At 52.6% G+C, this 20,784-nt stretch carries 18 protein-coding genes; 5 read left to right on the top strand and 13 right to left on the bottom strand.

The annotated features are described in order from the left end of the window. Positions 1-1,350: PQQ-binding-like beta-propeller repeat protein (locus VFS25_RS17500; protein ID WP_326463460.1), on the top strand; the 1,350-nt coding region annotated here is incomplete at its 5' end. Between the two features lie 80 nt (positions 1,351-1,430). Here the strand turns inward: VFS25_RS17500 and VFS25_RS17495 are convergent. The 6 genes from VFS25_RS17495 to VFS25_RS17470 form a co-directional block, all read right to left on the bottom strand. After that, the gene (locus tag VFS25_RS17495) at positions 1,431-2,408 is read right to left on the bottom strand and encodes an ion channel (RefSeq protein ID WP_326463459.1); all 978 of its coding nucleotides are present in this window, start codon (positions 2,406-2,408) and stop codon (positions 1,431-1,433) included. An 82-nt stretch (positions 2,409-2,490) separates the two neighbouring features. After that, the gene (locus tag VFS25_RS17490) at positions 2,491-3,249 is read right to left on the bottom strand and encodes a DNA-binding domain-containing protein (RefSeq protein WP_326463458.1); all 759 of its coding nucleotides are present in this window, start codon (positions 3,247-3,249) and stop codon (positions 2,491-2,493) included. Next, entirely contained in the window at positions 3,236-4,066 is an 831-nt protein-coding gene (locus tag VFS25_RS17485) for a DUF692 domain-containing protein (RefSeq protein WP_326463457.1), read from the bottom strand. The genes VFS25_RS17490 and VFS25_RS17485 overlap by 14 nt, the downstream gene beginning before the upstream one ends. Before the next feature lie 78 nt (positions 4,067-4,144). After that, positions 4,145-4,477 (bottom strand): hypothetical protein, encoded by a 333-nt coding sequence (locus tag VFS25_RS17480; protein ID WP_326463456.1) that lies wholly within the window; start codon positions 4,475-4,477, stop codon positions 4,145-4,147. Positions 4,478-4,558: 81 nt separating this feature from the next. Further along, the gene (locus VFS25_RS17475; protein WP_326463455.1) at positions 4,559-4,846 is read right to left on the bottom strand and encodes a hypothetical protein; all 288 of its coding nucleotides are present in this window, start codon (positions 4,844-4,846) and stop codon (positions 4,559-4,561) included. Positions 4,847-4,854: 8 nt separating this feature from the next. After that, on the bottom strand, positions 4,855-5,439 hold the full coding sequence (locus tag VFS25_RS17470) for a sigma-70 family RNA polymerase sigma factor (protein WP_326463454.1): 585 nt from the start codon (positions 5,437-5,439) through the stop codon (positions 4,855-4,857). An 84-nt stretch (positions 5,440-5,523) separates the two neighbouring features. Here VFS25_RS17470 and VFS25_RS17465 point away from each other — a divergent pair, with 84 nt between their 5' ends. Then, entirely contained in the window at positions 5,524-7,230 is a 1,707-nt protein-coding gene (locus tag VFS25_RS17465; RefSeq protein WP_326463453.1) for an HAD-IIB family hydrolase, read from the top strand. 560 nt (positions 7,231-7,790) lie between these two features. Continuing rightward, a complete protein-coding gene (locus tag VFS25_RS17460; RefSeq protein WP_326463452.1) occupies positions 7,791-8,624 on the top strand; it encodes a maleylpyruvate isomerase N-terminal domain-containing protein in 834 nt (277 codons plus the stop codon). A 10-nt stretch (positions 8,625-8,634) separates the two neighbouring features. Here VFS25_RS17460 and VFS25_RS17455 read toward each other — a convergent pair whose 3' ends face one another. The 5 genes from VFS25_RS17455 to VFS25_RS17435 form a co-directional block, all read right to left on the bottom strand. Then, positions 8,635-10,215, bottom strand: a complete 1,581-nt coding sequence (locus tag VFS25_RS17455) for a PepSY domain-containing protein (protein ID WP_326463451.1) — start codon at positions 10,213-10,215, stop codon at positions 8,635-8,637. Positions 10,216-10,222: 7 nt separating this feature from the next. Continuing rightward, entirely contained in the window at positions 10,223-12,289 is a 2,067-nt protein-coding gene (locus VFS25_RS17450; RefSeq protein WP_326463450.1) for a TonB-dependent receptor, read from the bottom strand. A 343-nt stretch (positions 12,290-12,632) separates the two neighbouring features. Beyond that, the gene (locus VFS25_RS17445; protein ID WP_326463449.1) at positions 12,633-13,001 is read right to left on the bottom strand and encodes a hypothetical protein; all 369 of its coding nucleotides are present in this window, start codon (positions 12,999-13,001) and stop codon (positions 12,633-12,635) included. 53 nt (positions 13,002-13,054) lie between these two features. Beyond that, complete coding sequence (locus tag VFS25_RS17440; protein ID WP_326463448.1) at positions 13,055-13,804, bottom strand: ABC transporter permease; 750 nt, start codon at positions 13,802-13,804, stop codon at positions 13,055-13,057. Between the two features lie 18 nt (positions 13,805-13,822). After that, complete coding sequence (locus VFS25_RS17435; RefSeq protein WP_326463447.1) at positions 13,823-14,605, bottom strand: ABC transporter ATP-binding protein; 783 nt, start codon at positions 14,603-14,605, stop codon at positions 13,823-13,825. A 184-nt stretch (positions 14,606-14,789) separates the two neighbouring features. Between VFS25_RS17435 and VFS25_RS17430 the strand changes: the two genes are divergently transcribed. Then, entirely contained in the window at positions 14,790-16,673 is a 1,884-nt protein-coding gene (locus tag VFS25_RS17430) for a M1 family metallopeptidase (RefSeq protein WP_326463446.1), read from the top strand. Here the strand turns inward: VFS25_RS17430 and VFS25_RS17425 are convergent. Further along, positions 16,663-18,174 (bottom strand): hypothetical protein, encoded by a 1,512-nt coding sequence (locus tag VFS25_RS17425; RefSeq protein WP_326463445.1) that lies wholly within the window; start codon positions 18,172-18,174, stop codon positions 16,663-16,665. The genes VFS25_RS17430 and VFS25_RS17425 overlap by 11 nt on opposite strands. 9 nt (positions 18,175-18,183) lie before the next feature. Continuing rightward, positions 18,184-20,286, bottom strand: a complete 2,103-nt coding sequence (locus VFS25_RS17420; RefSeq protein WP_326463444.1) for a hypothetical protein — start codon at positions 20,284-20,286, stop codon at positions 18,184-18,186. Between the two features lie 249 nt (positions 20,287-20,535). On the opposite strand from VFS25_RS17420, the gene VFS25_RS17415 reads away from it, so the two are divergent. After that, positions 20,536-20,784: hypothetical protein (locus tag VFS25_RS17415; RefSeq protein WP_326463443.1), on the top strand; the 249-nt coding region annotated here is incomplete at its 3' end.

The raw sequence follows: 20,784 nt of genomic DNA, 5'->3' as shown, positions 1-20,784 counted from the left end.
CCAATAGACAGCTCGCTGAACAACTGGTACGAAGTGCTGGACCGTTTCCATGACCGCAACCTTAAAGCCATTCTTTGCGGCCACGGGCACTCCAACCACAAATTCAATTTTGAAGGCATCCCCGGCATCATGTGCCGCTCTAACCTGCGGGCCAAAGCCTCCATCGGCGGCTACAACCTGGTATCTGTGGTGCACGACTCATTAGTGTTCAACGAGCGCAGGCCCGGGCAGGAAACCCTGCCCGCCTGGCATGCAGTGGCCCTGCATACCGGCGAAGCGCCGCAATGGATGGCTAATCCGCCCCGCCCCTCCTATGACGGTAACAAAGCATTTCCGCAGGTACATGCCAGGTGGACGCTGCAGGAACAGGGCGATATTGGCAGCGGCGTAGCCCTAACAGGCGATAAGGTGATTTACACCAACACGAACGGCGATATTAAAGCCGTAACGTTGAAGGCCGGCAAACCGGTATGGCAGTTCCATGCAAAAGGGAAAATATATGCCACACCGTTAGTACAGGGAAATAATGTGATAGTGCCCTGCACCGACGGGCAGGTGTACTGCCTGGATGCGCGCAGCGGGCAGCTGCGCTGGCAGCAGGCCACGCAAAAAGCCATTGTAAGCTCCGCCGCCCTGTACAGGAACATGGCCATCATAGCCGGCTCCGACGGGCATTGCCGTGCATGGGACATCAGCAGCGGGCAGCTGCAGTGGGACTTTGACAGCATACGCAATTTTGTGGAAACCAAACCGCTGATTTATAACAACTGCGTGTACTTTGGCTCCTGGGGGAACGATTTCTACGCGCTGAACGCCAATACCGGCCAACGCATATGGACCTGGAACAACGGCGCCCATAACCGCATGTACTCCCCTGCCGCCTGCTGGCCGGTGGCCGTTGACAATAAAATATTCATTGTAGCGCCGGACCGTTATATGACTGCATTGGACGCCAATACCGGCGCACAGCTGTGGCGGCACCGCGACACGGCCAACTGGGTGCGGGAGTCCATGGGCCTTTCTGCAGACAGTAACCGCGTATATGCCAAAACCATGCAGGGTGCTGTAATCGCCTATAACAGCCGCTCCGCCAGCCAGGAAATAACCTGGAAATCGCCCGTGGCATTGGGTTACGAGATATGCCCTTCTCCTATTAACGAATACCGTAACGTGGTGTATGTACCCACGCAATCCGGCGTGGTATACGCCCTGTCGGCTAAAGATGGCAGCCTGCGCTGGCGCTACAAGTTCTCCAACTGCCTGGTGAATACCGTGCAGCCGGTAAATGAAAAAACATTGATCGCTACTTCGGGAGATGGAAAGGTCGTTTGCCTGGAGATAAAGCAGTAAGCCGCTATTGCAGCCATCTGCATATAAAATGAACCCTGCCGTTGCCACGGCAGGGTTTATTTATGAAAAAAAACGTTGTTTTAATCAACAGGGCTGAACGGCTGCGGCACTGTTACCTCCACTTCTACGGACTCGCTGAGCTTATGCAGCTCCAGGATAGTAGTGGTGCCCGTTTCGCGGTACATGGGCACAAAGCGGTGGTTGAACTTTATCTCCTGGTAAGTATAGGAAGTACGTTTTAATACAAAGTTGGAGAATACATCGTCAAAAGCGCGGATGAGCACATATATCTCCAGGTCGGCGGCTTTAAGATCCGCTTCATTCAATCCCTGCAGGGGACTGTTCTCGTCAATGGGATGCACTACCGTCCAGTTCATGGGCAGGTTCTGTATTTTACTGCGTTCCAGCGGCAGATCATAAAACTTGTAAGCGGTTTTACCGTTTTCTGTTACCAGCAGCGCGGTGGTTACCTTTACCTCCACATCTGTTAAGGTATGGTTGTTCTTATAGGAAGCCAGGCGGAACATAAAGCCCGTTTTATCCTGGTAGGGCGCTATTACAGCATAGTCGCTGAACAGGAGGAACGCTTTGGGCTTGGAAAAGCGGCCGTATATTAAACCGGTGAACACGGCCAGGTACAGGAACCCGTTAAGGGCTTCCAGGGAGGCTACGAAGTTAGCGCCGTCGCCAACCGGGTTTACGCGGCCATAGCCCACCGTGGTAAAGGTTTCGGTGCTGAAGAAATAAAGCTCTTTAAACAGCTGCCACCTGCTGTGGCTCATAATGCCGGCAAACTGGGTTGCGCACAGTGTAAAATAAATAACCGTGTACACCAGGTTAATGGCAATAAAGAACAGGATAATAGCGCAGAAAAACTTCACCGGCGACAGGTTCAGCATGATATGGTACAGGCTTACCCGGTCCCAGAACGGGCGTCCTTCCTTACGCAGGTTAAAGGTGCCGTCGCGGTTCACAAAACGCCCTACCGAGCCGCTGGAGCTGGTTCCAAAGCCGGTATCATTATTAATTTTGGAAAAAGGGTTGATGCGTATTGCCATACAGGAATTTTGTATAACAAAGCTAAGGGTTAGTTGCTGATTTTTTACGCTGCAGGGCGTGCGGGGTTAATGCCGCCGGGCCTTAATGTTTGGTTTTAAACCCGATGATCAGCCGGGTGTTCAGCGCCTGGGAAACAAAATCGCGCGCAGCGGCCTCCACTTCGGGAGTAACCGGCAGCTGCCAGGCTGCGCAGCATTGCTGCACCAGGGCAGGCATGGTTTGCGGGCTTTCCTGTAATATTTCCAGCATGGCTACGAGCGCGGGCCACAGGTTCATGAAAGTTACCTCCCCGCTGTCGGGCTTACGGAACAGCACCAGGAAATAATCGCCTTTATCGGCAGCCGTGAGCTGTTTGGCGTTCTTTAAATGTACCGGGTATTCAAAATGCTGCAGGTGATATTCGGGGTTCAGCACCAGCGGATCAGTGTCTATGTGGCCAATGGTGGTATAAGCAGCAGGACGGTCTTCCATCATAAACAGCTGCACCTCCAGCCACTCCAGCCAAAGCAGCTCTAACAGGAACGGGTACTTCTTTTCCAGCTTGTGCGCTTTTGATGAAAGATATTCATACAGTTCCCTGGGCATGTACCACACCTGCGGCGACTGGCAGGGATGGCTGGCGAAGAACTCCTGCACCAGCGCATTCCACTCGCGCGTGGTGAGCAGGTTATGCGTAAGCGGGTAGGCAGATTGCAGCATATCATCCACCACATTGTACACCAGGCGGCGGTAATGTGTAACATGCTGCCCGCGCACGCCGGGAATGGCCTGGTATTTACCGGTGCGGCAATATTCCGCCAATGCCGACTGGTGGCGGAAAGTGGTTTCAGGCGTTGACATAGGCACTGTTTTCGAGATATGCATTTTTGATCTGCCGCAGGCGGTTCATTTCCTGCTGCAGCTCATCCAGCTCCGGTATGTTAAAATCCCTTTCCAGCAGCACCGGCACATCGCGGCCCAGGCGCTGTATGGTGTAGGCAAACAGGTCATACACCGAGTCTATAATAGCTTCGCCATGCGTGTCTATGATCAGGTCATCGGCCACCTTTTCATGGCCGGCCATATGTATATATGCCACCTTATCCATGGGCAGCTGGTCAATAAACGCCTTTGCATTGTACTGGTGGTTGAAGGCGTTCACATATACATTATTCACGTCCAGCAGCAGGTCGCAGCCGGCTTCTTCCAGCACGCCGTTAATAAAAGCGATCTCCGTAAGCTCGGGCGCTACCGGTGTGTAGTAGCTTACGATCTCAATGGCGATTTTCCTTTCCAGGAAATCCTGCACCTGCCGGATGCGGCGGCTCACGTGCCGCACGGCCTCCCCGGTAAAGGGAATGGGCAGCAGGTCATACAGGTGCGCATTGTCACATTTGGCATAGCTCAGGTGTTCGGAGTAGATCTGTGCATTGGTATCGCGCAGGAAGGTTTTTACTTTTTGCAGAAAATCCAGGTCCAGCTCATCGGGGCTGCCTACAGACAGGGAAAGCCCGTGCGTATACAGGGGATATTTTTCGAGCGCCTGGTGAAACAGCTTTTTCCAGTAGCCGCCCACACCGATCCAGTTTTCGGGCGCTACCTCTATAAACGCGGGATTAAAGAGCGGGTTTTGCAGCAGCGTGGTGGCAAAGTCTTTTCTGAAACCTATTCCTACCATGATAAAGCAATTTAAATGTGTCCAATAAAAAGCCGCAGGTAAAGCAGCGGCCGGGAGCCGCGCCGCTGCCGCCGGCGATTACCTGGCTGCGGGCTTTACCTTGGTGGAGTCGGCCTTTTTCATTTTCGTTTTTGACTTTTTATCGCCGCATTTGCCTTCGCCGCACTTGCCTTCTCCACATTTACCGTCCTTGCCTTTTTTCATGCTGGTGGAGTCTTTTTTTGCGCCACAGTTCAGCTCCATGGTGCGTGCGTGTCCGGCATCGTCCATGAGGCGGGTTCTTACGGCTTCGCCGTTACCCAGGTTGTTAAAACGGAAAAGGTCTGCAGCATTCGCCTGCATGTTAGCGGTGGCCAGTAAGGCGCCGGCCAGCAGCGAGCTGGTAAGCAGTACTTTCTTTTTGTTCTCCATCGTTGTCAGTTTTATAGGTGATGAAATCTTTACCGTGTATCCGGCACAGTAATATCAACCTGACACAGGCATCCTGGTTTTTTATTTTTCTTCCAGGCGGCTGATGATCTTTTCCTTTAGCCCGGCCATGTTTTCCTGTTCACCGGGTATGGGGGGTGGTTCATGCTCGTGGTCGTGTAAATGCAGCTTTATCATTAACTGGTGCAGCAACCGGCTGTGTTTGCGGTAGCGGTGGCACATGCCACAGATACCGGCATGTACGGTCAGCTGTATTTTTTCTACTACAGACAGTTTAAAATAAATATCCTTTTCTATCAATTCTGTTGCCCTGGTACAGGAAAGCAATATGATATGTAACACCCGCTTCATAATCCGTTCTACTTTTTAAACCAGTTATTTTCAAGACAGTTTCTCAGGTGCAGCTTGGCGCGGTGCATGATCTGCCAGAAATTAGACGGCGTTATCTGCAAATCCTGACAGATTTCTTTCCCGTCTTTTTCCTCCAGGTATTTAAGCTTCACTGCGGCCAGCCAGGAACCGGGCAGCAGGTGCATGCAATGCTGCAGTATTTTACGGAAATCAGGATCGTCCAGTATGTGCGCATCCGTAGTGCCCCACTCCTGCGGGCGGCGTTCCCGGTACCACTCCTCATCACTGTTAAAGAAAAAAGACAGTCCGCTGTCTGCTTCGTTAACAACCGGGTTGCGGAATTGTTTCCTGAAGTGGTCAATAATCTTGTTATTCAGGATGGAGAACAGCCAGGTTTTGGGCTGGCTATCCTGCTTAAAGTTATCAACAGCCTGCAAGGCAGCCAGAAAGGTATCTTGCACCAGGTCTTCCGCCAGGGCCTTATCAGATGTTTTATAATAGGCCCAGGTGTACATACCATCGGCATATAGCTGCACCCATTCCTGGATGATGATGCGGTTATTACCGGTAACTGCTCCTTTAGCTGCACTCATAATAAAATGTAGATAGCAAAAATAGTAATATTTATACTTCTTACCTCCTGCTTCCTTTGGTATAATTACTGTACCTACGCTGGCATGAGATACTATGTATTAGCCACTGATTATGACGGTACCCTGGCCCACCACGGAAGGGTGACCGGCGAAACCATATCGGCCATTAAAGCGCTGAAAGCCACGGGCCGCACCCTGCTGCTGGTAACCGGCCGTGAGCTGGATGAGCTGAAAGCCATTTTTCCCGAACATACCCTGTTTGACCGTATTGTAGCGGAAAATGGGGCGCTGGTATACAACCCGTCCACCCTGGAAGAAACCGCCCTGGGCGAAGCGCCGCCCGCCGCCTTTATTGAGGAGCTGCGCAAACGCGGCGTAACGCCCCTTTCGGCCGGCCGCGTAATTGTTGCCACCTGGGAGCCATACCAGGGCACGGTGCTGGAAGTAATCAAACAATTTGGTATAGAACGGCAGATCATTTTTAACAAAGGCGCTGTAATGGTGCTGCCGCCCGGCATTAATAAATCCGCAGGACTGGCTGCCGCGCTGGACAGCATGGGCTTTTCCATGCACAACGTAGTAGCCATAGGCGATGCGGAAAACGATACGGCCATGCTGCAGGCGGCGGAGTGCGCCGTGAGTGTTGCCAATGCCCTGCCGGCCCTGCAAAAGATCAGCGACTGGATCACACCGGGCGATCACGGCGCAGGTGTAATGCAGCTGGCTGCCCGCCTGCAGGCTGATGACCTGCTGGAGCTGGACCCGCTGCTGCAACGGCATTACCTGCCGCTGGGCGACCGCTATGATAATGCCCCCTTTATGATACCGCCTTACGGTACAAATATTATACTGGCTGGCACCAGTGGGGGCGGAAAAACCACATTCACCGCCGCCTTTATGGAGATATTGCTACAACACGGCTACCAGTTCCTGATGATAGATCCTGAGGGCGATTATCTTGAGCTGGAAGGCACCGTAACTATTGGCGATGTAAAGCAGCCGCCTGCCATTGAGCCGTTGATACAGCTGCTGGAAAAACCGCATGAAAGCGTGGTGGTATGCACGCTGGCATTATCCATGGAAGAAAAGCCCGTCTTTTTTGAACAGCTGCTTGCCGCCCTGCAGGACCTGCGCCAGCGCAAAGGCCGCCCGCACTGGATATTACTGGATGAAGCGCATCACCTGGCGCCTGCGGCAGCCAACCCCCACGCCTTTACCTCCCTGAAAGCCTTTACCAACTTTGTGGCTATTACGCCCCGCCCTGAGCTGCTGCATCAATCCTTGCTTGACAATGCCACCACTATTATGGCAGTAGGCGAAGCGCCGCATGAAACGCTGAACAGCTATGCTGCGGCTATTCACACCCGCCTCCCCGCCCTGCCGGCGGCTGCCCTGCAAAAAGGCGAAACCCTGGTATGGCACCGCCCTTCAGGCGAAGCGCCGTTCCTGGTGCGCACCCTTGTTCCCCACCAGGTGCTGCAGCGCCACAAACGCAAATACGCCATCGGCGACATGGGCCCCGACAGCTTTTTCTTTACCGGCCCTGAAGGCAAGCTGCACCTGAAAGCCAGCAACCTGCACCGCTTTGTTGAAATAGCAGAAGGGCTGGATAATGAAACCTGGATGTATCACCTGCAACGGCACGATTACTCCACCTGGATACGTGAGCACGTAAACGACGAAACCCTGGCGGAGCATGTGGAGAAGATTGAAGATACCAGCCAGGATGCTGCCGCATCCCGTGATGCGATTGCAAAACTGGTACAGGTGCATTATACCGGGCCGGCGTGATGGTAGGCCGGTTTATGCCGGTCATTTGCCATAGCTATTTTAGTCTACTTTCTTTGCAGGTTCAACTCCGGCCTGCACCCGCCTGTTTATGCTGCTATTTAGCTTTACAAAGCGTATGAAATTGGATAACACTATTAACCGGCATCAAGCGCATCACGCCGGGCAAAGGGCCGTCATTTGAACCTGCAAGCGAAATGTAATTAGTATGGCAGTGTAACGGGGCGATGTAACTGGTAATAATGTTGTCCGTTTACAGCAATGATCATCAATGACCATCCATGACCACTATTTACCTGTGGCACATTGTCCCAAAGTTCCAAATGACGGCCCTTTGCCCGGCGTGACACGACAGGTAACGTATAATTATTGACTTAAAGCCTGTACGCTTGATAATGCCCGATAGCCATTCAAACAGGCGGGTGCAGGCCGGAATTGGAACTTTGGACAAAGCACACTGAAATGAAGGTTAATAACCGTATTGAAAACTTTGGACAAAGAATACTGTATTGAAACGCTAAAATGAAATATCAGTACATTTATCCTACACCAGCTACCATTTTATGCCACCCATCAATACCATCCACCTCTTCCCTATTCTGCATGAGCACCTGCTTACGCTGCTGCACAGCTTAACCGCAGCCGACTGGCAGCTGGAAACAATATGCAAAGGCTGGACAGTAAAAGATATTACCGCGCATATTACAGATGTACAGCTGCGCAACATCAGTATGTACCGCGATCATTACACGCCGCCCGGCGTACCGGTTATTGACACTAACCAGGCGCTGGTGAATTATGTGAACCAGCTGAATAACAACTGGATAACCGCTGCAAGGCGGCTAAGCCCCGCTATTCTTATTGAGTGGCTGGAGCAAAGCTTACCGCAGGTGCACCAGCTCATGAAAGCGCTGCCGCCCTTTGAAAACGCCATATTTGCCGTAAGCTGGGCCGGTGAGGAACGGTCGGCCAACTGGTTTCATATTGCAAGGGAATATACGGAGATATGGCACCACCAGCAGCAGATACGCCTGGCAGTAGGGCAAACAGCCCCGTTAATGACACCCGAACTATACTACCCGCTGCTGGACACATTTATGCGGGCATTGCCGTATACCTACCGGCACACCACAGCGCCGCCGGGTACCCTTATTGAGTTTACGGTTACAGGTCCCGGCGGCGGCAGCTGGTATTTACAGCAGCATGCAGGCAGCTGGCAGTTGCTTGCTGATACGCCTGCAGCTATTGTAAGTACAGCAGTAGGGATTGACGGCGAAATCGCCTGGCGTTTGTTTACCAAAGGCATTACCCGGTCTGCCGCGCAGCCTTATATTACCATTAACGGCAACGAAGCCCTGGGCCGGCCGGTGCTGGAAATGGTAGCGGTAGTGGCGTAACGCATCGCCATCATTGAGCAACGCTATTACCGCTAAGCGGAGCTGTATGTATAGGCGCGCGCCGCGCCTTTCCTGTTTTCCTGCGCCATACAACATACAATGTTAATCCCACGCTTACCATCACCACCTGCATCAGCACCCAGAACATCGTGCTTATATCACGCACGGTTTTACCGCCCCAGTCCATGAAGTGGTGTTTATGAAACAGCGCAAAGGAATAGCCCTGCGGCATGTCCAGATCGTTAACACGTACAGAAAGCCGGCCCGAAGCCGTTTCCACATAATACCGTTCATGATGGCGGGTGTTATAAGCCACTTTCCACACCGGCAGGCGTTTGTCTGCAAAGTTGTATTCGTCGGTGAATTTTGTAACATATGCGGTGCCGGTAACAGCGGCCGCATGGTTGCCGCTGAACTGTGCGGCCAGGTGGCGGGCATATTGCGCATCGCCCCGGGGCAGCAAAGCAAAGGTGCCGGTGTGCACATACTGAATGACCGGCTTTCCTTTCGTATATACCTGCCAGTAGTTGCCCGAAGGCAGGCGCACCATGCTGACGTTGGTAATGGGGGCGGCTACTTTCTGCTGCAGCTTTCCAAATGGAATATCAGCAGCGGATGCGGCAAAATGGTCGTTCACAAAGTAATTGTAACGGGTGTCTGGTTGCAGCCTGCTAAAAGCGTAGTAGCTGCCGCTGAACGTCCACATCAGCGTGAACAGCGATGCTATAACCGCCGTATAACGGTGGTAGCGCCGGGCCTTTACCAGGCCGTTGCCGGATGCCTTTTTGCTTTTGGTGGTAAAGAAAATGTACAGCCCCAGTACAGACGTTATCAATGCCGTTAAAGCAATGCAGCCCAGCACAAAATGTTTGGCCCTGCCTAACAGGTTCAGCCAGTCCCAGGTATGCAGGTTGCGGAAAATACAGTCGAACAGGGCGCGGTGGTTGTCCATGGCAAAGGCAAAGCGGTCCTGTGTGGTTTCCACGTAAATGCGGATGCCGTCTGCCCGCTCAAACGTAACCTTGTACACCGGCAGCAGGCGGTTAATTTCCTTGTATTCTTCATTAAATGCCGTAAGCATGGATGCATCGCGCACCTTGCTGCCTTTTTCGTTGTTCAGCACGCAGGAGGTAGCGGCATCGCAGCAGTCGTGCAGGGCGCCCGCTTCAGGCGAAGATGCAGCAGCTACCGGCGCAGCAGCGCTGTCGCTTCCATCCGCTCCTTCTAAAAATTGCCGCGCCAGGTATTGGGCGTACAGCCAGTTACCGGCCGTCAGCAGCTTGCCGTTAATGGCGCTGAAGTATAGCGGTTCCTGTTTGCCCGGCACCTGCACCTGGTAAAACCAGGTGGTATCAATATGCACCAGGCGAAAGCCGGCAACGCTGTCTATATGATGCTTTTTCAAAGCCGCGGACAGCGGCGTTTTTATATGCGTGGTATCAATAGCACGCGCAGGCAATACCTGCGTAGCTACCTGCGGGCGAATGGTGGTCATTAACGGGTGCATAAACCCGCTGATGGCCCACAGCAGCACAGGCAGCGCAATAATGAGCGATAAGGTGCGGTGCAGCTTGTATATGTTCTTTTTCATGCTTCCGTTATTTTTTGCCCATCCTGAAAGCTACGCCTACGTTCCATTCCCGGGGATCGCCCAGGTTGTAGCTGTACCCGTAAGATGATTTGCTGGCCAATGTAGAATAATATTTATTGAACAGGTTCAGGGCATTCACCCATACTTCGCAGCGCCCCAAGGTATAACCCATGCGCAGGTTCACCAGGTCAAAACCATTGTATTGCCGGGTGTTGGCATTGTCCATCCAGTACTTGCCCAAATGCTGCCACTCCATGCCTATACGAAAACCTTTAATAAAGGCGGGGTGGTACATGACCTCCGCATTGCCAATGAAATGCGGGGCGGCGCTCATTTCATTGCCGCTTACGTCGCTGCCCTTTTCCACATAATCCGTAAAGGTATGTTTGGCGTTGGTAGCGCTTATGCGGAACATCCACTGGCTGCAGGGCCGGTAAGTAATGCCATACTCCGCGCCCCGGTGGCGGGTTTTACCCGCATTCTGGTTCTGGAAGGTGCCATCGTCCTGGCGTACGGAAATTATTTCATTGGTGCCGTTCATGAGGTACACGCTCCAGTCGGCGTACAGCTTATGCTGCAGCAAAGAGAACCACCCGCCTGCTTCATAATTGAAAAAGGTTTGCGGCTGCAGGTAAGGCACCTTTACGCTGTTGAACAGCTCAGATACCTGCGGGGGCACGTAGCCCTGGCTGTAATTGGCGTACACGCCTATGCCTTTGTAGTTATAGGTAAATCCCGCTTTGGGCGTAACGCGGTTAAAATCCATTTTGGTAGATGGCGCGCCGGTAGAGGCGGATGCCGGCAAATGGTTATCAAAGTCAAAATGGTAAAAGTCATAGCGCAAAGCAGCTACCAGCTTCAGGCCCGGCAGCGGGCTCATTTCATAATGCACATAGGAGGCCAGGTTATTAATGCCGGTGGCATAATTACTGAGGGTTGAGTCAGGAGCCTGGTAGCTCACATAATTGCCTTTGCCATCCTTGCTGATCTGTATATATCTTGCTACATACGTACTGGGACTAATGTCTGCGCTAATGCCGCCTATCAGCTTGCTGCCCATCCATTTAAACTGCTGCTGGTGCTGGGCTACCAGCAGGTAGCTGTTAAAAGAGCTGTTGTTCAGCTGCCCGTTGGCCAGCAGCGGATTGGTGCGGCTGTCGGCAATGTAATACGATGGGTTTTGCTTTACCGAATTATCGCGGAACATAACGGTTACCTGCGTTTGGCTGTTATCGTTCCACTGCTGGGTAATGCCGCTGCGTATACGCAGCGCCGTAGTTTTACGGTAGGTGAACGAGTAAGGCGTGGAGTAGTTCTTTTGCGCAAAGTGCGCGCTGTCCAGTGAGCCGGTCATATCGCTGTAATAATCTATAAAGCTGATGCTGCTGCTCCAGGTAGTTCTGTCGCCGGCCTTGTAATCGGCGCGCAGGGTAACCGCTGTTTTATGAAAGTCGCTGTAATCAACGGGGCCGTTGTGCCGGTTGGCATAGTAGCCGCTTACTACCAGGCCCCATTTGCCGAAGGTGCTGCCGGCCTGTATGTCGGCCCGTTTGTAACCGTTGTTATTGGCCTGCAGGCTTACCATGCCGGTGCTTACCGGCGGCGGCGCAACCGTTATAATGTTTACCGCGCCGCCTACTGCTTCTGCCCCGTACAGCGACGATGCAGGCCCGCGGATGATCTCAATTTGCTTTGCAGCCGCCATATTCATTTCCAGCAGGGCATTGTGGTTATACAGGCCCGTAGTGCGGATGGGAATACCATCTTCCAGGTAAAGGAACAGGCTTTTGGTAGTCATGGGCTGGCGGATGCTCATTTCGTGCTGTTCATTGGCCAGGCTTACCATAAATACGCCGCTTACTTTATTGAGCAGCTGGTCTAAACGGTTGGCTTTGGTATCTTGCAGCGTTTTGGTGGTAATGGTGCTGATGGCTACCGGCGCATCGCTTCTTTTCTGCTGCGTGCGGCTGGCGCTCACAATTACCGGCTGCAGTTCGGTAATGGCGGTTGAGTCCTGCGCAACCGCTGTAAGCGTTGCGCATGTTAGTATTAAAAACAATAATCCCCTTTTCATTTGAGTAGTGCTTCAGGTAAAAGAACAGGTAGCTGTTTCCAGCGCAAAGCAGCGCCGGAAAACGGTTGTATGCAGGTAGCATACAGCAGCAATGGTAATGTTAACGGTAGTTGGCAATGCTCAGTGGCAGCGTTCAAAAGCAGCCATGAATGCACCTGTCAATATCGATGCCTAGTGCGCATATGCGTCATATCATCGTGCGCTGGTGCACTGCCCCAGGGCAATGCTGCAACTATTAAAAGCAGCCGTAGCAGCGCCAATAAATTCGCGGCCGCCGGGTGCATGCATGGCAAAGCACCTGGCTAACATTACTGAAACTGAAAAATAACTGGTGAAGAAAGGCTTATGCCTGCGGGGGATGGAAGGGACCTGCAACAAATACAGTGCAGGTATTTTCTTTGAAAACGGGATATTGTATAGTACTAACAATCAAGGTGTGGTTAAGCCGTAAGGGCGTAAGCGCGGTGCAAATGATCTCCAGCCTGTTCTCCAGCCGGCGCTCGGGGTTTTCCTGGTCTTTGTGCTCCTCCTGCTTCATCTTCTTCATCAGGTGGCAGTGGCCGTTACAGTGCATCTTTGGCCTGTTGCGGTTTACGCAAAGGTTTTTGGCAATGTAATCCCTGTTCAGCTCAAACTCAGCTATGATCAGTGCTTTACTGAACATCTGGCTTAGCAGGCCAGCCAATAATAATATTGCGACAACCTGTTTCAAAGTTGCCGCAAATATACTGGTGATCGCTGGTTTTTCCAGTTAATTCATCCATTTTATTTTGTGTTCCAGCGGAACCATTTAATACCCAGCAGTGAAAAAAGAATGGCATATCCAATGGTGGCCAGCAATGCCTGCGTGCTGCCGGCATTCCAGTGAGCGGGCACAAGACTGTCGGATAAAATACGTTTTACTGCGCCAAAGGGCGACCATACAACAATGGTTTGAATTTCCTTACCCAGCATGCCCAGCTCACCAAACATACCGATCATAATAAAACCAAAGTATACCAAACGGGTAGTCGCGCTTACGGTTTCGGGGTTCTTGATCAGCCCTACGATCATTTGCCCCAGGCCCAGGTAAACGGCGCCGCCTATTAATGCCATTACAAAGCCAAACAAATAACCGGCAGGCGTAAGCGAAATATTATCTACACGCGCGCCCACAATAAATACGGCAATGGTAAGCCCCAGTATCATGGCTATCTGCACCGCCAGGCGGCTGATCATGATGGTCCACGATGCAACAGGCGCTACGCGCAGTCGCTGGAAAATACCTTTGTCACGGTCGCGCGCAACGGAGTTGGTATAGCCCATCAGCCCTATAGCAGTAAGGCCTATGGTAATGCAGATGGATAAGACAAAAGCGCCGCCCAGCTTATCTACCAAGCCTTTCCACGACATAAGTATGACCAGCGGCACCAGGAACACCAGCAATACGGAACGGCGGTTACGCCATTGCGTGGTAAAGTCGGCGCGCAATAAAGTATTTAAAACAGTAGCAGTAGCAGGAATATTATTTTTCATGGTAACAGCAGTTTAAGGTTATGAACGGATCTCGCGGCCGGTAAGCCCGATAAATACATCTTCCAGGGTAACTTTTCCTTTGCGCGATGCGCCCAGCACTTCCGGCTCATGGCGGAATCGCTCTACCAGCTGCAGCGGCGTATCAATGGCTACTACCCTGCCGTGGTCAATAATGGCAATGCGGTCGCAAACGGCTTCCGCTTCTTCCATGGAATGCGTGGTAAGCAGCACGCCGTTGCCTTTATCGCGGATAGCTTCTATACGCTCCCACAGCTGCCGGCGCGATTGCGGGTCAAGGCCGGAGGTAGGCTCGTCCAGCAATACCAGGTGCGGATCGTGAATGGTGGCTATTACCAGCGATACACGCTGCTGCTGCCCGCCGGAAAGCTGGCCAAAACGTTTGCCGGCGGCATCTTCCAGCTTAATATCCCGCAGGATGGAAAGTATCTGCTCCGTGGAAATGGGCGCACCATAAATACCGGCGTACAGCCGTATGATTTCTGTAATGGTAAGCTCGGGCTGAAAGCTGGTGGCCTGCAGCTGTACGCCCATATTAGCGCGGGCATGGAGGGGCTGTTCTGCAATATCATAACCGGCAACGGTAATACGGCCGGCACGCGGCTTCAGCAAGCCTTCTATAGCGCTGAGCGTACTGGTTTTACCCGCGCCGTTGGGCCCCAGGAAGCCGAATATTTCACCGGCATTTACGGTAAAGGAAACATCCTTTACAGCCTGGAAGCTGCCGTAAGATACATGCAGGCCGCTTACTTCAAGAATGGGGGTATGTGATTGTTCATTCATCGGAAAAGGATTTTGGATGGCTTATAACACTGCAAACATACATTACCCCTGCCACCGGTAAAGCGTAAAAAGGCGAAAGGATAGAAAACCGCCGGTAAAAAGCAGCAGAATGGCGGTGAAGGTTGCCGGCTGTGCAAATAAGTTATATCTTCATTCCACCTAAAATGTTTCAAAATAATCGTTCATGTTCCGTTACGCACTATTATTAATACTGGCTGTAGCCGGCTGTTCGTATGCAAATGCGCAGCACCTTTACATGCCCCGCGATGTTAAGCAGGCTTTTCGCAACGGCACCCGCGCTGCGGATGGCCAGCCCGGTAAAAACTACTGGCAAAACCGCGCCCGCTATAATATCAACATCACCGCCCTGCCGCCTGACCGCAACATCCGCGGGCAGGAGGAGATCACCTATATAAACAACAGCCCCGATACGCTGGAGCACCTGGTCATTAAGCTGTTCCTGAACATTCATAAACCCGGCGCTCCCCGGCAGAGCGGCGCACCGGCCGATTACCTTACAGACGGCGTGCATATCGACGGCTTTAGCGTGAACGGGGAACAGCGCCGGTGGCGCGAAAGCAGCCGTTACTTTACCTGGCAGCCCGTACCGCTGGCCATGCCCCTGCTGCCGCACGACTCTGTGAAGCTTACCTTCGACTGGCATTACCAGGTTTCCCTGATCAGCAACCGCGAAGGCATGATAGACTCCACCACCTATTTCCTGGCTTACTTTTACCCGCGTGTAGCCGTGTACGATGATTACAACGGGTGGGACCAGATGACCTTTACCGATGCCCATGAATTTTACAGCGACTTTAACGACTATACCGTTACGGTGAACGTGCCCAAAAACTATATTGTGTGCGGCACCGGCACCCTGCAGCAACCGGAAAAGCTGCTGCAGCCGGCGTTTGCCAAAAGGCTGCAGGCCTCCCAAACTTCCGGCGAAATCATACACATTGTAAACAACCAGGAGCTGCAGGCCAAAAATGTTACGGCGCAAAATGACATCAACAGCTGGCAGTTCAAAGCCAGCAACATCCCGGACATGGCCTTTGGCATCAGCGATCATTTTGTATGGGACGCCTCCAGCGTGGTAGTGGACGACGCCACCCAACGCCGCGCCAGCGTGCAGGCCATGTATAACGATACAGCGGCCGATTATCACCACATGGTATCTTTCGGGCGGCATGCGCTTAGCTGGCTGTCACATAAATGGCCGGGCGTGCCTTACCCGTATGAGAAGATGACGGTGTTCCAGGGCTATGCGGATATGGAATATCCAATGATGGCCAACGACGGTTCCACGCCCGATACCTCTTTTACCAAATTTGTGGCGGAGCATGAAATTGCGCATACCTACATGCCCTTTTACATGGGCATTAACGAAACCCGCTACGGTTTTATGGATGAAGGCTGGGCCACTACCTTTGAGCTGCTGATAGGGCGCGACGACCAGGGTAAGGAAAAGGCGGAAGAACTGTATAAGCAGTTCCGCGTGGATTACTGGATACACGATCCCGGCGCTGATGAAGACATTCCCATTATAACCCCGGGCGACGTATTGGGAGGCGCAGGGTTAGGCAACAATGAATACGGCAAGGCTTCCCTGGGCTACCTGGCGGCCAAAGACCTGCTGGGCGATGCGCTGTTCAAAAAATGCCTGCACGCCTTTATGGACCGCTGGCATGGCAAACATCCCATACCCTGGGATTTCTTTAACACGTTCAACAACGTAGCCGGCCGCAACCTCAACTGGTTCTGGAACAGCTGGTTCTTTTCCCCTGATTATATAGACCTTGCAGCGCATAAACCGGTAGCTAACGCACAGGGGTATACGTTACAGGTAGATAACATCGGCGGTATGGCCGCCCCTTTTGATGTGAACATTACCTATACCGACGGCAGCACAGATACCCTGCATCAAACGCCGGGGGTATGGCAGGCGAACCTGCAGCAGGCGCAGGTACGCATTCCCACCAAAAAGAAAATACAGTCGTTGAATATCGACGGCGGCATTTTTATGGATGCGGATGTTACCAACAACGTATGGCCGGCTAAAGGTTAGTAATAGCGTACTGCTTATACAGCAGGGTGCCTGCATCCGGCCCGGTTCCCCACCCTTCTTCATATACCCTTTTACCCAGGGTATGGGGGTCCAGCTGGTGTGAGGGGCGGTTGCACAGCTGGTATTCGTCCATGATAAACACCTTGCCCTGGCAGCGTTTGATGAGCTCCTGCAGCAGCAGGCGGTTGGGCATGGTGCTCTTCCACTTTTCTGCAATGCGGCGCCGGTCAAGCGTTGCCATGGCCGCCAGCTCTTCGCTTTCCATCATCAGTATGCCCTTTTCCAGGGCAGTGCCGTTGTAGCTGAGGTGATGGCCTACTTTATAAAACACCGTGCGGTTCAGCAGGCATTCCGTAAGGTGCCTGCCATCCCGCCCTTTCTTTTCCCATTTTTTTATCTGGTGCCAGCTTTCCCAGCTGCCATACTCGGCATCGCCGGGAAACAGCAATACCTTTCCGCTTTTTTCAAACTCAATAGCCAGGGCCAGGCTGGTATTGTTGATATGGCTGTTCAGCCGCAACGCCAGCGAACCGGCGCTGGAAAGCCAGTCATCGTTGATCTTGCGCCACTGGTTGCCGGGGCTGTTGTAAATGGCCGCTGTTGCCCCGTATGCAGCTATGTAGTCGCTGATAAAAGGCACATCGTTTCTTTCGGAATTATTCAGGGCAAGAAAAGCGTTTACGCAAAGCGCGCTGTCGTTCAGCGTCAGGTTTTTCCGGTACACGTCTGTGCCGGCCTTGCCATCTTTAAAAATAAACTCGCGGTTGGTGGGCGGGCCCAGCACATTAAACTTAACGCCCTGCAAAAGCGGCAGGCTTACGATATCGCCGGGGTTCAGGTAGCGGATCTTTACCTTCTTCTTTATAAGTATATCTTTAATAATACGCATGCCCGGCAGCGGCGCGGCTCCGGTTGCGGTGCCGTGCAGGTTAATGGAAGCCAGCGTGTCCAGCCCGTCAATAAAAGCGGCGCTGTTGTTAAGCATAATGCGGTTAAAATTGCTGTTCATTTCCTCACCGTGCCCACCGATCTTTAAATTCTCGTGCCGGTCTTTAACCGCGTTAATGGCATTGTGCAGGGCTGCGCGCATTTTTCCGCGTTTGGTTTGCAGCTCCTGTGCATAGCCATTGGGATCGTCGGGGTTCTCTGTCCAGGCAAACCAGGCCTCCCTGATTTCCAGCTGCTCAAAAATGTCGGGGTGCTTGGCAAAACCGTCTACATGATCATTATGCTCATGGGTTACTATCAGCAGGTCTACGGTGTTATTTACGTACTGCTTCAGCTCATTAAGGTAAGGCGCAAATGCGGCGGGTGTGCCTTTACAGCTGCCGCAATCTATCATCATGGTAAAGCAGGTGGTTTTACGGCTGAAGAATTTGATCACAAAGCAGTCGCCGGTACCCAAACAGTACATGCGGATGGAAACCCGGTCCGGTGCTGCAGCAGTGGTATTTTTGGCGCGGACAGCTACTTTACGCGCGCCTTTTATTTGCGTGGTCATGAGGTGCGGTTAATGTTGGTGAAGAAAAGCAAAAGGCTCTGTCATGTAATGGAAACCGTTGCCGAAGAACTGGAAATAATCGTTCAGGCGAAAATCCGCTTCCCCGTTCTGGTAGCGGTACTGGCATCGTATGCGTTTAGAGTTCAGGGCCGGCGTACAGCCATCTTCCAGGCTTTGTATATCAATAATAGGTTTGGAGATGGCGTACTTCAGCGTTTGGGTGTCCAGGTCAAAGATCAGCGTGCAGCCGCCGCGGAACTCAAAACCGCCTTCGGGTATGGGCTCCTCTTCGTCGGTGGTTTGCGCCAGCGCATTTTTATTGGGGGTAAAGTAGCCCGCTACCTGCCCGTCTTTAAATATCACGCCGCTGCGCTGGATAAGGGAAAACACCACGTTGTTGATCTGCGAGCCGTTAGGGCCTACGCGGGTTACCAGCCTGAGTTTCAGTATCTGGAAAGAGGCGCCGTCGTACTGGCTGGACTGGCGCAGGCCCAGCTCCCGGTAGTTTTCCACGAAGGCCATGCCGGTAAGGCGCGCAAAATCTTCCGATTGCGCAAACTTTGTATTCAGGCGGGTATGCAGGCCCGGTACGCCGGGGCGGCCTTTTTCATACCGGCCGGTGATGTACTCTCTTGTTTTATAGAATATGCTGCGGCGGTCGTTCACATACTTGATCTCATCCCCGTAATCGCGCAAAAAGCCGTTCACAATAGCCAGCAGCTCTTTAGTGGTTGTATTCAGGTGATCGTTCTCGCCATCCTCTTTCTTCTGCATCAAAGTGCCCCGCTTATCCGTCATAAAGCCAATGTTCTGCAGCGGGTAGCCCAGGCTTTCCACGCTCAGGGTCTTAATGCCGTCGGGGTAAATGCCGCGGCGGCGGAAAGCATCAATAAACGCCAGGCGGTAGTCGCGGCTGTCGTCTTTCACAATATCCATATCAGCAGTAATAATCGCGCGCAGGTAATCGCCAAATGTAATGTCAATGGGCGGGCAATAGTCAATGGCGCGTATGCACATGGTAAGCACATGGCCGGCGGCTTTGGCGGCTTCATTGGCCAGGCGGTCTACCAGGTCGGGCGGCAGCTCGCCCTGGCGCAAAATGCCGGTGCCGTTGGAGGCGATGCGCAGCAGGTCGGCAATGCGGCTTTTGTAAATGCTCAGGAAAGCTTCAAATACAGCAGCCACCAGTATGCTCCCGCGCGCATGCGGCTCCATTTCACGGCGGTAATCATCGGGGTTAGGTACTTTGGGGCGCCACTCCCTGGTTTCAGGGTCTACCTCACCAATGGCGTCGCGCAGGCTGCCGTAGTCGCCAATGGCGCTGCTGAATTCCTGCGCCAGCTGCCCCAGCAGGTTTTGCGCGCCCAGGTCGCCCCGGGTTTTGCATATCTGGTGCTTTAACACATCCGGGAAGGTGAAGTGCTGAAACAGGGCAACAATGTCCGCAAAGGCTTCATGAAAGGCCAGTACATCGGGGTTTGTTGGCTCGTTATAATAATTATGCACGCCGTCCAGTATGGCATGCGTGATCTCGTGTGCAATAATATCGTGGCTAAGGGCGGTAAACACTACAGAATGGGGCATATGCAGCGTTTCATCTGCCGGCGTGGAGGCAAAGTAACCGAACAGCAGCGATTTTTTTACCGGGCTGTAATAAGCGTTGGCCTCCCGCATGGCATGGGGGTACATGCGCAGGCGCTGCACATACTCTTCCTCTATGGGTAAATTAAGATCGCGGCGCGGCTCCCACAGCACCTTGCGGCCCAGGGCCCTTTCAAAATTGCGGATGGTGGTCATGGCTACGGCATACACCATTTGCTGGTGAAACTGCGGATCGCTTTCGCTGGGGTCCAGGCCGTCCTGCGCCAGTATATAATCATCATCCAGGTCTACCGGGCGGTAAAACTTCCCGGTGGTGGGATCGTAATCTATTACCTCAACGTACTCCCCTATGGGACCGGGCTCCAGGGTTTCCCAGGGCACTTTGTACACGATGTTGTTAATGGCGGCGGTGTCCATTTTCAGGGACAGGCTGGGATCAAAGGCATAGCCGCGCAGCTTGCGGAACGGCGGTTTTTTGCCAATATAACTTTTAGCATTAATGGGACACATGATCACTGGTTTAGTGAAACATTTTTTGGGGCCTGTACAGTATCTCCTGGCTGATGTTTTGGGGTGATGGTGTGCTTTATCCGCTCAAAGGAACGTTTATCTATCCAGTTGCAAGGTGCGATTTTTTTTTGAATGCAAAAAGCGTAAAAATACCTGATTACCAGGGAACAGGCCCTGTTTATCGGTACTTTTACCTTGCCCGCCGGTACAATGCCTGTTTTATATTTTTAATATTCGTTCCTTTAGTATATGTTCCGTGGCAAGATACCTGTTGTACTTACGCATATCACCGGCTGGCTTATTTTTCTAAGCCTGCCGCTGATTTTTATAAACGGGCAGCCGCATACCGATGCCGACTGGTGGGCGCTGCTGCTCTCCCGCCCCTACTGGGTGTTTGTGCTGGTGTATATGCTGCTGTTTTACTGCAATACGGCGTACCTGATACCACGGCTGTTTTTCCGGAAGCAATGGCTGGCCTACTTTGGTATATTGCTGGCG

This window comes from Chitinophaga sp., from assembly GCF_035761305.1.
Lineage (GTDB): Bacteria > Bacteroidota > Bacteroidia > Chitinophagales > Chitinophagaceae > Chitinophaga.
The sequence above is the reverse complement of the archived record's forward strand: the minus strand, read 5'-3'. Positions and strand labels throughout refer to the sequence as shown.